This is a genomic window from Epilithonimonas lactis, assembly GCF_900110605.1.
Classification (GTDB): Bacteria; Bacteroidota; Bacteroidia; order Flavobacteriales; family Weeksellaceae; genus Epilithonimonas; species Epilithonimonas lactis.
In genome coordinates this window covers 235592-249617 of record NZ_FOFI01000005.1, presented here as the reverse complement: position 1 = coordinate 249617, position 14026 = coordinate 235592, and the positions used below count along the sequence as shown (strand labels likewise).

The following is a 14026-nucleotide window of genomic DNA, read 5'->3' as shown; positions in this document are numbered from 1 at the left end:
CAATCCTCACAGATTGTTCTGTAATTAAAAACAAAAAAGAGTATGTCAATATTAGAAATGAAAGTTCCTTCACCGGGAGAATCTATCACAGAAGTAGAAATTGCGACTTGGTTAGTACAAGACGGTGATTACGTAGAAAAAGATCAGCCAATTGCAGAAGTAGATTCTGATAAGGCAACTTTGGAACTTCCTGCTGAGCAAAGTGGTATCATCACTTTGAAAGCTGAAGAAGGTGAAGTGGTTCAGGTTGGCCAAGTGGTTTGCCTTATTGATATGGATGCTGCAAAACCAGACGGTGGCGCTGCGCCAGCTGCAGAGAAAACAAAAGAAGAGCCTAAAGCGGAAGAGAAAAAAGAAGAACCAGCACCAGCTCCAAAAGCTGAGGCTCCAAAAACTGAAACTTACGCTGCTCAAACGCCTTCTCCAGCTGCTAAGAAGATCCTTGACGAAAAAGGAATTGCTCCAAGTCAGGTAAGTGGTTCTGGCAGAGATGGCAGAATTACAAAAGATGACGCTGTAACTGCTTCGGTTCCTGCAATGGGAAGTGCAAGTGGTGGAAACAGAGGAACATCGACTACAAAACTTTCAGTTCTTAGAAGAAAGATCGCTGCAAGATTGGTTTCAGTGAAAAATGAAACTGCAATGTTGACGACTTTCAACGAAGTTGATATGTCTGAGATCTTCAGAATCAGAAAACAATATAAAGAAGAATTCGCGGCAAAACACGGGATTGGTCTTGGATTTATGTCTTTCTTCACGAAAGCGGTGACGAGAGCATTGAAATTGTATCCAGATGTGAACGCTTCTATCGACGGTGATTTCAAAACCAACTATGATTTCGCAGATATTTCTATCGCGGTTTCAGGACCAAAAGGTTTGATGGTGCCAGTGCTTAGAAATGCAGAAAACATGTCTCTTAGAGGTGTTGAAGCTAACATCAAAGACCTTGCTTTAAAAGTAAGAGATGGAAAAATCACTGTTGACGAGATGACTGGCGGAACTTTCACTATCACTAATGGTGGAACTTTCGGATCGATGTTATCTACGCCAATTATCAACCCGCCACAATCTGCGATCTTGGGAATGCACAACATCATCCAAAGACCAGTTGCGGTTGACGGACAAGTTGTGATCAGACCAATGATGTACGTTGCAATGTCTTATGACCACAGGATCATCGACGGAAAAGAATCCGTAGGTTTCTTGGTTGCAGTAAAAGAAGCAATCGACAATCCAGTAGAATTCCTAATGGATGGCGACGAAAGAAAAGCTTTGGAATTGTAATTGATTTCAATATTATAAAAAAAAGAGAGCAAGTTTTTTGCTCTCTTTTTTTTATATTTAATCATAAAATTAAATTATGATGGATTGCTTTCAGTTACCACTTTACAAAAAATCACAGGAAATCTACGAAACTTTGAAAGTCATTTCTGATTTGTTTCCAGAGGACAATAATCATCTACAAACCGTCAAGCACCATTTGTTGGGCGAAAGCATGATAATTCAAGCAAAGATTTGTGGCGCAGAAGCGGTGAAGTTGTATGACATAAAAATGGAGAATGCCGCAATCATTAGGAAAGCGGCGCGCGATATAATGGTTGGTGGTAACAATTTGGAACACTTTGGTTTTTCCGATGCAAAATATTATCATCTTGTCAGAAAATTAGTTGACGAATTTAGACTTTTGTTTATCGATTGGGTTGGAACTTTTAATCAGAAACATTACATCGTTGATGATTGGGGATTGTTCAATCCACCTGGAATTTCGCCTGATTACATTCAAAGAGATGACGAATTGAACTTTTTGGATGAGGATGATGACGATTATTAATATTACCGGAATGCCGATGGATACGTGAAGATGCCTTTTTGTAATGAATCACCAGCTCATCGTAATACTTCAAGGCTTTATCGTAATGCTTCACTGCTTCATTGTAATGAATCAATGACTTAACGTAATGAATCAATGACTTAACGTAATTAATCAATGAAGTGATGTAATAATTCGATGATTGAACGAAGTAACTCAAAGAGGCTTTGTACCGAATCAAAGACTTATAGAAATATAATTACATTCCTTTGATGAGTTTTACGTCTTTGCGCCTCAAAAATATTTTCTATAATTTCAAAGAAATCTTTGCGCTCTTTGCGTTTAAATCTTCTCCAAAACCAACCAACAATTATTTAAAAACCATTTCCAAAATTCACAATTAATCCTTACTTTTGAGCAATGGAAAATTTCATCGTATCCGCACGCAAGTACCGTCCGCAAGAGTTTGACACTGTTGTTGGGCAATCGCACGTTACTGATACTTTGGAACACGCCATCGACGAAAGTCAATTGGCTCAGGCTCTGCTTTTCTGCGGACCAAGAGGTGTTGGTAAAACAACATGCGCCAGAATTCTAGCAAGAAAGATCAATGAAAAATCTGGAGCTGCAGATGATGATGGCTTCGCATTCAATATTTATGAATTAGATGCCGCTTCCAACAACTCGGTTGATGATATTCGTGAATTGATTGACCAAGTTAGATTTGCACCTCAAGTCGGAAAGTACAAAGTTTATATTATCGATGAGGTTCATATGTTGTCTCAGGCTGCTTTCAACGCGTTCCTGAAAACTTTGGAAGAACCACCAGCTCACGCGATTTTCATCTTAGCAACGACTGAGAAACACAAGATCATTCCTACAATTCTTTCCAGATGTCAGATCTATGATTTCAAAAGAATTACCATTGAGGATATTCAGGAGCATTTGAGGAAAATTGCTGAGAAGGAAAATATCACTTACGAGGATGATGCGCTTTACCTGATTGCTCAGAAAGCTGATGGTGCTTTGAGAGATGCTTTATCTATTTTTGATAGATTAAGTACTTTTTCTCAGAAAAACATTACACTCGAAAAAGCAGCAGAAGTTCTCAATATTCTGGACTACGACCAATATCTGAAAATCGCTGATTTAGCGAAGGAAAATGATATTCCAGGTGTTTTGACTGCATTCGACGAAATTGTAAAAAAAGGTTTCGACCCACATATTTTCATTGCCGGATTGGGAAATCATTTCCGAGATCTAATGATGGCTCAGAATCCAAAAACTTTGAATCTGATTGAAGTTGGAGAAAAAACTAAATCCAAATTTGCTGAGCAATCTCAAAAATGGAAAGCTCAGGAATTGATAGACGGCATTGAGATTTGTAATTTCGCCGACATCAATTATAAAAATTCCAAAAATCCACGTTTGACTGTTGAGATTGCCTTGATGCAATTGTCAAGTCTCACGGCAGGTTTGGAAGCTAAAAAAAAAAGTTCTTAATATTAGCGCCACTTCTTGAAGCTAATTTAATTTCCGAAAAAAAACCAGTTTCTGCTGAGCCAAAACCTCAGACAGAAAGCAAGCCAGAACCTGTAAAATCAGTTTTTGAAGAACCTAAAAAGGTCATTCAGAAAGCATCTGAACCGATTGCCAGAAGTTCTTCCAATTCCAAATTCAGCATCAAAGCGGCTTTGGAACAAAAGGAGGAAATCAAGAAAGATGAGTTTGCTGAGATCAAGGATGAAAATCTGCCTTCCAACCATTTCTCACAGACCGATGTGGATAGAGAATGGGATATTTTCCTTAAAAATCTTGCCAGAACCAATACTTTCGTCTACAACGCCATCAGCAGTTTCAAGTTAGAAAAAACCGATGAACATCAGATCACGGTCAAATATTCTTCCGAATTTGCAAAGTCGGAATTCGACAGATTGAGCATTGAATTCTTCAACCATTTCAAACACAAAGTCAGCAACTTCAAAATTGAAATCGAATATCAGACAGATTTGACCATCAAAAAAGAAGTTTTGACCAAGCGTAAGATCTTCGAAAAATTTGTTGAGATTAATCCGCTTCTGAAAGATCTGGACGATTTGATGCGTTTCGATTTGACTTAATTATTTTAAGTTTATATACAATTAACTTTTCGATGTAACAAAACCACAGTCTAGTTTGTCATCATAGTATTCGAAAACAAATGAAGTTCGAAAACTTATAAAATGAAAAAACTAAATCTGATTATCCTTCTTTTTTTATCGCTAAGCATTTTCGCACAAAGTGTAAATTCAAATGTTGATGAAATTATCAATCGTGAAATGAAGGAAAGAAGAATTCCTGGATTGCAATTAGCGGTTGTTCAAAGTGGAAAAATTGTTTTGAGTAGATGTTACGGCATTGCAAATATCCAAGATAATATCCCAGTCAGAAACACGACCATTTTTCCAATTAATTCTAATACAAAAATTTTCACTGGTGTTTCTGTAATGCAATTGGTAGAACAAGGTAAAATAAAACTCAATGCGCCTATCAAAAAATATCTGAATGATTTACCTTTAGAATGGCAAAATATAACGGTTGACCAATTGCTGACGCATATTTCAGGATTGCCCGAAATCCTACAACTTCTTGATTCTCTCACCGGTAACATAGGTCCTTTAAAAACCGAACAAGCCATTTGGGAAAAACTGAAAACACTTCCTTTAGAATTTAAAACAGGCGAGCAATTCAGTTACAATCAGACCAATTACTATCTGTTAGGAAAGATTATCGAAAAAGTCAGTAAACAATCATTTGCTACTAATTTCGAGCAGAAACAGTTTGAAATTGTTGGGATGAAACACACATTGTTTGGAGATTCAAGAGATTTGATTCCGCAATTTGCGCCTACTTATCGTTACAGAAATTTTTTTGATGGTAAAAAAACTGATGAGAAACTGGTAAATAGTTATACAGAATTTCCAGATTTTACAAGAACCGGAGCGGGAGTCAATAGTACAGCTGAAGATATGGCAAACTGGATAATTGCTTTGCAAAATGGTCAGTTATTTCAAAAATCTTCAACATTAGATTTGATGTGGTCACCAAGCAAATTCAACAATGGAAATCCGACCAATTGGACACGAGGTTGGGGAATTGCAAAATTTAGAAAAAACCACAAAGCAATAGGAATGTCTGGTGGAAATCGGTCCGCATTGTTGATCTATCCGGATGATAAATTGGCAATCATTGTTTTGACCAACTTAGGCGGAAGTGCTCCTGAAGATTTTCTAGAAGAGATTGCAGGATGTTATAATGCGGATATTTTAGAAGCTGATCCTTTAACATTTTTGAGGAAAAATCTGCGGAAGATTGGATTTGATAAGGCTATTGATTTCACAAAAAACACGAAAAAGAAAAACCCCGAATTTGAGCCTCAAGAAGTAGAATTGAATAATTGGGCCTACCGAATGATGGCATATGATCAGCAAACCGAGGCTTTGGAAATCTTCAAACTTAATGTTTATCTATTTCCTAAAAGCTGGAATGCCTATGACAGTTATGGAGAAGTATTGTTAAAAATAGGAGATAAAAAAAAGTCAATAGAAATGTATAAAAAATCGATTGAACTAAATCCTAAGAACGCAAACGGAAAAGAAATGCTTTCTAAAATTGAGAAAGAAATTTCAAAGTAAAATAATTAAATTAGAAAAATGAAAAAATTACTTTCCATCATCATCATATTAATTGTCGGATTTTCAGCATTTGCCCAAAAAACTTTAACTGAAAAACAAATTTACTCAGCAATGGATGCTCAGGCAGAATTGTTTTTGAAAGAATCAAAAGCGAATTCTTTCTCCATCGGAATCGTAAAAGAAGGAAAAACTTACACCAGACATTACGGCGAAATTGACAAAGGGAAAAGCAATAAAGCCAATAATTCGACATTATTTGAAATCGCTTCCGTTACCAAATTATTTACCGGAACATTGGTGGCGAAAGCTGTTCTGGATGGGAAAATCAGTTTGGATGACGACATCAGAAAATACATTACCGGCTCTTATCCGAATCTTCAGTTTAATGAAACGCCGGTTACGATTAAAGATTTGGTTTCATTGAAATCCGGTTTTAATAAAGATTTGCCCGACAGAAGTGAAGTGATGAAAGTAAGGAATGACAGCACCGCTTTCAAAGTTGAAAAACTGGAAAAAGCTTACACGAAAGAGCAGTTTTTCAAAGATTTGAAATCAATCAAAGTAGAGACTTTACCAGGAACTGTCTATAATTATAACAATGGAACTTTACAACTGACAGCGCATATTCTTGAAAATGTTTATGGAAAAAGCTATGAGATTTTATTGAAGGAAAATATCTTAATTCCATTAAAATTATATCACACAAAACTTCACATCAATCAAAATGAATCTATCGCTAATGGTTATGACGGAAAAGGCGTTCTGATGCCATTTTTGCCATACTCACTTTGGGGCGCACAAGGATATTTGAAGTCTAATCTAACGGATTTGACTACATTTTTGAAATTTGAATTGGATAAAAATAATTCATTTGTTCAGGAATCGCAACGGGATTTGCTTAATAATAAAAATTATTGGAACGCTTATTTTTGGGATGAAGTGACCGTCAATCACAACGGTCGAAATGCCAGAAAACACGGTGGTGCTTTTGGAACGCAGAATTTGTTTTGGATTTTCCCGGATTATAACATCGGTATTTCTGTGATCACCAATCAAGGTGGCGAAAATACTTATGGGAATTTGTACAATGCTGTCCAAAATCTAATTGACGATTTGAAACCGTTTGGACAAAAATTAATCGGAAGAGAAATCGAGAAAAAATCCTTTGAAAATATAGATTCCGGAATTGCTTATTACAAAGAATTAAAGAAAAATAAACCCGATTCTTACAACTTTTCTGATGAATCTGAATTGAACAATCTGGGCTACAAATTGATGAGAAGTGGAGCAGTAGAATCAGCCATCAAACTATTCCAACTTTATGTTTCCGAATTTCCAAACTCTGGAAATCCTTACGACAGTTTAGCCGAAGCGTATTTTAATAATAAAGAGTATGCGCTTTCTAAACAAAATTATCAGAAATCTTTGGAGCTAAATCCGGATAATTCTAACGCCAAAGAAATGCTAGTGAAAATTGAAAATGAAACAAAATCAAAGTAGATTCAATTTTATTTTACTACAACATTTATCAGTTAATGAAAATTAATTGCCCAATAATAGTTCTCATTTCCCATTAATTTATATATTTGTTCAAGATTTCGCTGACAACAGTAGAAATCAATTAACCCAATCAAGCTAAAAAAGCCTTCCAGTAAGGCATTTACAAATGGAATCAATCCAATTTCCATATCTTTCAACTTTTGCATCTGCCGAGTATTTTGGTGGATCATTTAGCTTTTTTGGATCTTATTATAGAAATTTTAGAACCTATTACCGATTTTATTGGTTTAGCTAAAAAATTTCTTTCTCAAAAATCTACGGAAACATTCAGCTGTCCGTATCTCATTTAAAATTTTTAAACGTCATTTTTTTGGAAAAGAATTATAAATAAACATTTATAACAGATATACTATTGCATTAATTTAAAATATATAAAATTAAAAATATGAACTTAAACGAATTGACAAATGATTGGGTAAACGACTTCGCAAACCCAATGATCATCGCAGGACCTTGTAGCGCAGAAAGTGAATCTCAAATGCTTGGGACCGCAAAAAGACTGAAAGAAAGTGGTGCGCAGATCTCCGCTTTCCGTGCTGGGATCTGGAAACCGAGAACAAAACCAAACGGTTTCGAAGGTGTAGGCGTAATCGGTCTCAACTGGCTGAAAAAAGTAAAAGAAGAATACGGTTTCAAAACAGCAACTGAGGTGGCAAACGCGCATCACGTTTTCGCAGCGTTGGAAGCAGATGTGGACATCCTTTGGATCGGCGCACGTTCCACAGTGAATCCATTTACAGTTCAAGAGATCGCTCAGGCGTTGAGAGGAACGAACAAACCGATTTTGGTGAAGAATCCAGTGAATCCAGATCTTGCACTTTGGATCGGCGCTTTGGAAAGATTGTTAGGTCAAGGGATTGAAAATGTTGGTGCGATCCACAGAGGTTTCTCCACTTACCAAAAAACGAAATACAGAAATATTCCGAACTGGCAGATCGCTTTGGATTTCAAAAATCAGTTCCCGAATATCCCATTATTCATCGATCCATCTCACATTTGTGGGAACAGAACAGGTTTGGCTGGCGTAGCGCAGGAAGCTTTCAATGTAGGTTACCAAGGTGCTATCATAGAAAGTCACGAAGATCCAGACAATGCGTGGAGCGATGCTTCTCAGCAGATCACGCCAGAAGTGTTGGCAGAGATGATCAGCAATCTTCAGATTCGTAACTCCGATATCTCAGGCTACGAGGACGAGATGGGAAAACACAGAACACTCATCAGCGATATGGATTTCCAGTTGATCGAGTTGCTTTCCCAAAGAATGAAGATCTCCGAAAAGATCGGAACTTTAAAAAAAGAGAACAACATTGCGATCTTCCAGCCAGAACGTTGGAAAGTCATTACAGAATATGCCAATCAAAAGGCGAGTGAAACAGGAATGTCCCAGGATTTCATCGAGAAAGTCTTCAAAGCGATCCACGAAGAAAGCATCGAGGTTCAGAACGGCATTATGGTCAACAAATAATTGTTGATTTGAGGCTCTCGAAGACTTGGCATTGTCAGTCTGAGGTTCTCGAAGACCAGAATTATTTGGGCAGCTTTTCCGCCTTCCACTCCCAATCTTTTTTGCAAGATGTTTTCAGTTCAAATTGAACATGAGGACAAGCAAAAAAGGATTTCCGTTCAAGTCGGGCTGCAGATTCAACGTAGAACACGTTTTGTCAAATCAAATACAAATAACCCTTTCAGATTTCAAACTCTGAAAGGGTTTTTATTTGTCAACACGATAAAAGCTTTAACTTTGTGAAATATTAAAATCTATTTTTTGAAAGGAATCATCATCAAATCTACGGGAAGCTGGTATCAGGTTTTGGAAGCAGAATCTAAAACTATCTACGAAGCCAGGATCCGAGGCAAATTCAAACTGATAAAAACCAGACTTACAAATCCACTTGCAGTAGGAGATGAGGTCGAATTTTCTCTGGAGCAAGATGATGTGGCCTGGATCACCAAAATTTTTCCGAGAAAAAACTATCTCATCAGAAAATCAGTAAACCTTTCCAAAGAAGCTCATATCATTGCATCCAATGTTGATATTGCCTGTTTCATTTACACTTTAAAGTTCCCTGAAACTTCGTTAGGATTTTTGGACCGTTTTCTTGCTTGCTGCGAGGCTTATAACATCAAGCCCTTGATATTATTCAACAAAATGGATACTTTGAATGACGAGGAAAAGGAAATTGTAGAAAACATCGAGGCAATGTACCAAAACATCGGTTATGATACGTTAAACATCTCATCCTACACAAAACTGAATCTCAATTTCTTAATTGATAAGATTAAAGATAAAACATCTGTATTTTTCGGACATTCCGGTTGTGGGAAATCAACTTTGGTCAATGCAATGCAACCTGATCTTCATATCAGAACTGGAGAAATTTCGGAATCTCAACTCAAAGGGAAACATACCACAACTTTCGCTCAGATGCATTTCTGGGATTTTGGAGGTTCGGTGATTGATACGCCAGGCGTTCGGGAATTTGCAATGATAGACGTTCAGAAAGAAGAGATCCAGCATTACTTTCCTGAGATCTTCCAAGCGGGTAGGAGTTGCAAGTATCACAACTGTATGCATATCAACGAACCGAAATGTGCCGTTCTGCAAGGATTGGAAACCGGCGAATTAGAAGAGACCCGATACATTACCTATCTCAAACTGATGGAAGAAGCAGAAGAGATGAATCAAAACTAAAAATAAAAAGTCCTGTAATAATTAATTTACAGGACTTTTATTTTATTTAAAATTGAAACTTTAAAATTTCCAACCAACAGTTACAAAGAAATTATTTCGTGTATTCTTCACTTTAGAAACAGCGTAAGCCTCACTGTTGACATCAAAACCACCGTTGAAATATCCTGAGTTGTAATCTATATTTCCTTGTAAGAATGGACTGCTATACTCAGAAGTGATACTTTGATATGATGCATCGATGTAGAAGGCCTGAAAGTCGTATCCCAAACCTGCACCGATTGTATTGCGTTTCCCAACTAAAAGGTTAGAATAAGATTGGTTAGATGTTGAACCATTGTCATTATAACTTAATAAAGATAAATTATCAAAATTATTTCCTTGGTATGCATAACCACCTCTCAACCTGAATGCACTGATTCTGTACTCTGCACCAACTCTTACTTCAGAAGAATTCTTGTAAGAATCACTGAAGAAATCGTTCAATTCTCTTTCTGCATCGCCATATTCTTTATACTTAGGTTTAGTGATACCTTGGATAAAATCGACATTAAGAGCGAAATTTTTACTAGGAACGAATGCAGCACTCAAAGTCGCTTTCATTGGCGTTACCAAATTTCTGTCTTCACCAAAGACGTCTGCCTGATTACTGTTATAATAGTATTGATTATAAACTCTGTCGATACTCCACCAGGTCGGGGATTCCAACGCTGCACCAACTCGGAATTGATTGCTTAATTTTGCAATCACACCTACATTGGCAGAGAATCCATCAGAATGTTCTTCAAAACCGGTGTACTGCTTGCTGTAGGCGAGAGAAGTATTGTCATAATCAGAGTAAAATCCTGCTGTATCATTTTGTGTCAGGAAAGAATTATGAAAATTAAGCCCTGCTCCTAAATAAATTCGATTGTCATAATTGGCTCCAACTGCAAAGTTCAATTTGGACTGATCACCATATCGGTCATACGCATGGCCTCGAAAAGTGTAGTTGATCGGTGTACCAGGTGTGGATAGATTGTCCACAATTTTGATATTACCATTGGCAGGTGACTCAGAATAATTATCCAAAGACCTTGTAGAATAGTTGACTCCTACATTTACAAATTTCCACTTGGAAGCTGTATCACCTAAATTGATTGTCAATACGCCACCAGAATTACTGATATCCGTATTATTGGTTTTATAATTAAGAGAATTACCAGCCAGAGTTGTTGCATTCTTGTTGCTATTCACACCAAGCGTTAAATTCAAATCGTTCGTGATGAAAACCCCTATCCCAGCTGGATTCACATTCGCAGAAGAGATGTCACCACCCAACGCGCCTACAGATCCTGCCATCGAATTATATTTTGCCGTTCCGTTGATCGGATTAGCTGAGTAGACATCTACCGTATTTGTGAGTACTGAAATGTCCTGAGCTTTCAGATAAACAAAAGAAATGGGAATGCTTAGTAGTAATAAAGTCTTTTTTAGCATTTTTGTATGAAATGTTTTTTTTTAATTAATGATTATCTTCTTCCGCCGCCGCCGCCGGATCTCATTCCGCCACCGCCAGATGAACCACCAGATCTCATTCCGCCACCAGAGTTGAAACCTCCAGAACTTCCAGATCTACTAGGTGAGAATGATTCATTTCGGAAACCACCATTGTTGGGAGAAGTTCTCACATTACCATTATTAGGATAAGTCTGGGTTCTGATTCCTCCGTTATTTGGATAATTATTTCTAACATTTCCATTGTTTGGATATGTTCTCATACCGCCATTATTTGTTCTAATACCATTTGGGTTTCTCATTCCATTATTACCAGTTCGGATGGCACTATTTCTAGTTCCAACATCATTTCTGATATTTCCAGCTGTTCTGATTCTGCTATTATTGATACCTTGGAAACGGTTGTCATTTCTACCGCCGACTCTATTTTGAGAGATCATGCCGCCAAGTCTACCTGACCTGTTATAGTTGATTGGATGATAGTATCCGCCACCATAGTAACCGCCGCCCCAGCCACCATAGCCATAGCCCCAGAATGGGTCATAGAATCCGCCGCCCCAGCCCCAAGGCGAGTAGAAGGAGTTACCCCATCCAAATCCCATTCCCCAACCCCAAGAGTTGAAAGGACTGTTCCAGCCGTACATTCCGTAGCCAGGATATCCCCAGCCGCCACCAAAACCTCCCCATCCAAAGCCCATTCCCCAGCCACCATAGCCCCAGTTGTTGAAGCTTGTGTAATTGGTTTCAGAACCTGTAAAAGTTCCCCAGTCAGAAGAACTGCTCGCTAGATTATAACGATTGTCCTGATCCTGAATGTTTTGTTGGTTGTTATCATAGATGCTTGGATAGGTATCTTGATAATTGTAGTAGTTGTCAACTTGATTGTTACCGTAAGAATATGTTCCCGCTGGTAAAGAATCTCTATTTGGGTCGTAGTAAACACCGTCAGTTTCAGAATAACCACCTGTGTAGATTACACAAGAGGTCAAAAGAGAACTGCTGGCAATCAAGATCAAAGCTTTGGATCTGATCAGATTTAAAAAGCGATTATTGTTGATATTTTTCATTTTATGAGAAGTATTAAGTTTGCTATATTTGTATTCTTAAAAGAAACCAAATTTTGTACCAGTAATTATTTACAAAGTAGCGTAAAATTAGGCTTTTTATTTAGATTAGGAAAAGTTAAAAAAGTTAAAAAAAGTTTTAAAAAAATATGGCAAAATTAACATCAAGAGCAGAAGATTATAGCAAATGGTATAACGAATTGGTTGTTAAAGCTGATCTGGCAGAGAATTCTAGCGTGAGAGGATGTATGGTTATCAAACCTTACGGATATGCAATCTGGGAGAAAATGCGAGATGAGATGGACAAAAAGTTCAAAGAAACCGGACATCAAAATGCTTACTTCCCGCTGTTTGTTCCCAAGAGCTTATTCGAAGCTGAAGAGAAGAATGCAGAAGGTTTTGCCAAAGAATGTGCTGTCGTTACACACTACAGATTAAAAACAGACCCAAACAATCCAGCTAAATTGATTGTTGATCCAGACGCTAAATTGGAAGAGGAACTGATTGTACGTCCAACGTCTGAGGCGATCATTTGGAGTACTTATAAAAACTGGATCCAGTCTTACAGAGATCTTCCAATCTTGATCAACCAATGGGCGAATGTTGTGCGATGGGAAATGAGAACAAGATTGTTCCTTAGAACTGCAGAATTCCTTTGGCAGGAAGGCCACACCGCACACGCTACAAGAGATGAAGCATTAGAGGAAACTGAGAAGATGTTGGAAGTATATGCAAAATTTGCCGAAGACTTTATGGCAATCCCGGTTTTCCGAGGCATCAAAACACCTTCTGAGAGATTTGCCGGAGCGGATGAAACCTATTGTATCGAAGCTTTGATGCAAGATGGGAAAGCTCTACAAGCAGGAACTTCGCACTTCTTGGGCCAAAGTTTCCCGAAAGCTTTTGATGTGAAATTCACCAACAAAGAAGGAAAACAAGAATATCCTTGGGCTTCATCTTGGGGAACTTCTACAAGATTGATGGGCGCATTGATCATGACGCATTCTGATGATCTTGGTTTGGTCTTGCCTCCAACTTTGGCGCCAATTCAGGTTGTCATTGTTCCAATTTTTAAAGGAGAAGAGCAATTGGCGGAGATCAGTGAAGTGGCTTTGGAAATTCAAAGTAAATTGAGAGCGAAAGGAATTTCGGTTAAATTTGATAATGACACGCAGAACAAACCAGGCTGGAAATTCGCTGAATATGAATTGAAAGGTGTTCCTTTGAGAATTGCGCTTGGACAGAGAGATCTTGAAAACAAAACCGTAGAGTTGGCAAGAAGAGACAATTTGACAAAAGAAACAGTTTCTATCGAAGGTCTTGATGCTTACATCGAAGACTTATTGAAAACAATTCAAAGTGATATCTATAATAAAGCTTTAAAGTTCAAAGAAGAAAATATCACGAAAGTTGATTCTTACGAAGAGTTCAAAAAAGTCCTTGCGGAAAAAGGTGGATTCATCTTGGCGCATTGGGACGGAACTGCAGAGGAGGAAGAGCAGATCAAGCAGGAAACCAAAGCGACCATCCGATGTATTCCTTTGAACAATGAGCAGGAAGATGGGGTTTCATTGATATCAGGGAAACCATCCAAGCAGAGAGTTGTATTCGCAAAGGCTTATTAATCCTATATTTCTATAAATTAAAATCCGGAGAATTTCTTCGGATTTTTTGTTTTAAAATTAATTCGAAATTCAAAAGTTAAATCATAATTAGTTAAAGTTTTATTAAA

General features: G+C 37.6%; 11 protein-coding genes. 9 read left to right on the top strand and 2 right to left on the bottom strand.

What is annotated here, in order from left to right:
- Positions 1 to 42: 42 nt before the first annotated feature.
- The 8 genes from odhB (at position 43) to rsgA (ending at position 9736) form a co-directional block, all read left to right on the top strand.
- Positions 43 to 1284 carry a 2-oxoglutarate dehydrogenase complex dihydrolipoyllysine-residue succinyltransferase gene (gene odhB, locus BMW39_RS16900; protein WP_034978203.1) on the top strand — a complete coding sequence of 414 codons (1242 nt, stop codon included), beginning with the start codon at positions 43 to 45 and terminating at the stop codon, positions 1282 to 1284.
- A gap of 76 nt (positions 1285 to 1360) precedes the next feature.
- Positions 1361 to 1831 (top strand): hypothetical protein, encoded by a 471-nt coding sequence (locus BMW39_RS16895; RefSeq protein WP_034978206.1) that lies wholly within the window; start codon positions 1361 to 1363, stop codon positions 1829 to 1831.
- 399 nt (positions 1832 to 2230) lie between these two features.
- A complete protein-coding gene (dnaX, locus tag BMW39_RS16890) occupies positions 2231 to 3313 on the top strand; it encodes a DNA polymerase III subunit gamma/tau (RefSeq protein WP_034978209.1) in 1083 nt (360 codons plus the stop codon).
- Between the two features lie 191 nt (positions 3314 to 3504).
- On the top strand, positions 3505 to 3930 hold the full coding sequence (locus BMW39_RS16885) for a hypothetical protein (RefSeq protein WP_051880032.1): 426 nt from the start codon (positions 3505 to 3507) through the stop codon (positions 3928 to 3930).
- 102 nt (positions 3931 to 4032) lie between these two features.
- Positions 4033 to 5484: a serine hydrolase gene (locus tag BMW39_RS16880; RefSeq protein WP_034978211.1), complete on the top strand. Its 1452-nt coding sequence runs from the start codon at positions 4033 to 4035 to the stop codon at positions 5482 to 5484.
- 18 nt (positions 5485 to 5502) lie between these two features.
- Positions 5503 to 6984: a serine hydrolase gene (locus BMW39_RS16875; protein ID WP_034978213.1), complete on the top strand. Its 1482-nt coding sequence runs from the start codon at positions 5503 to 5505 to the stop codon at positions 6982 to 6984.
- A 445-nt stretch (positions 6985 to 7429) separates the two neighbouring features.
- Positions 7430 to 8509, top strand: coding sequence for a chorismate mutase (locus BMW39_RS16865; protein WP_034978215.1), 1080 nt, complete (start codon positions 7430 to 7432; stop codon positions 8507 to 8509).
- Between the two features lie 300 nt (positions 8510 to 8809).
- Entirely contained in the window at positions 8810 to 9736 is a 927-nt protein-coding gene (gene rsgA / locus BMW39_RS16860) for a ribosome small subunit-dependent GTPase A (protein WP_034978217.1), read from the top strand.
- Positions 9737 to 9796: 60 nt separating this feature from the next.
- Here the strand turns inward: rsgA and BMW39_RS16855 are convergent, their stop codons facing one another.
- Together BMW39_RS16855 and BMW39_RS19360 are read right to left on the bottom strand one after the other, a co-directional pair.
- Positions 9797 to 11212 carry an OmpP1/FadL family transporter gene (locus tag BMW39_RS16855; protein ID WP_034978220.1) on the bottom strand — a complete coding sequence of 472 codons (1416 nt, stop codon included), beginning with the start codon at positions 11210 to 11212 and terminating at the stop codon, positions 9797 to 9799.
- A 32-nt stretch (positions 11213 to 11244) separates the two neighbouring features.
- Positions 11245 to 12297, bottom strand: a complete 1053-nt coding sequence (locus BMW39_RS19360; RefSeq protein WP_034978222.1) for a hypothetical protein — start codon at positions 12295 to 12297, stop codon at positions 11245 to 11247.
- 146 nt (positions 12298 to 12443) lie between these two features.
- On the opposite strand from BMW39_RS19360, the gene proS reads away from it, so the two are divergent.
- Positions 12444 to 13919 (top strand): proline--tRNA ligase, encoded by a 1476-nt coding sequence (proS, locus tag BMW39_RS16845; RefSeq protein ID WP_034978224.1) that lies wholly within the window; start codon positions 12444 to 12446, stop codon positions 13917 to 13919.
- Positions 13920 to 14026: the final 107 nt, after the last annotated feature.

Bases quoted from the DNA above. Each gene is read 5' to 3' on its own strand.
- BMW39_RS16875 (WP_034978213.1), top strand. From the start codon at position 5,503: ATGAAAAAATTACTTTCCATCATCATCATATTAATTGTCGGATTTTCA.
- odhB (WP_034978203.1), top strand. From the start codon at position 43: ATGTCAATATTAGAAATGAAAGTTCCTTCACCGGGAGAATCTATCACA.
- proS (WP_034978224.1), top strand. From the start codon at position 12,444: ATGGCAAAATTAACATCAAGAGCAGAAGATTATAGCAAATGGTATAAC.
- BMW39_RS16895 (WP_034978206.1), top strand. From the start codon at position 1,361: ATGATGGATTGCTTTCAGTTACCACTTTACAAAAAATCACAGGAAATC.
- BMW39_RS16880 (WP_034978211.1), top strand. From the start codon at position 4,033: ATGAAAAAACTAAATCTGATTATCCTTCTTTTTTTATCGCTAAGCATT.
- dnaX (WP_034978209.1), top strand. From the start codon at position 2,231: ATGGAAAATTTCATCGTATCCGCACGCAAGTACCGTCCGCAAGAGTTT.
- BMW39_RS16865 (WP_034978215.1), top strand. From the start codon at position 7,430: ATGAACTTAAACGAATTGACAAATGATTGGGTAAACGACTTCGCAAAC.
- BMW39_RS19360 (WP_034978222.1), bottom strand. From the start codon at position 12,297: ATGAAAAATATCAACAATAATCGCTTTTTAAATCTGATCAGATCCAAA.
- BMW39_RS16855 (WP_034978220.1), bottom strand. From the start codon at position 11,212: ATGCTAAAAAAGACTTTATTACTACTAAGCATTCCCATTTCTTTTGTT.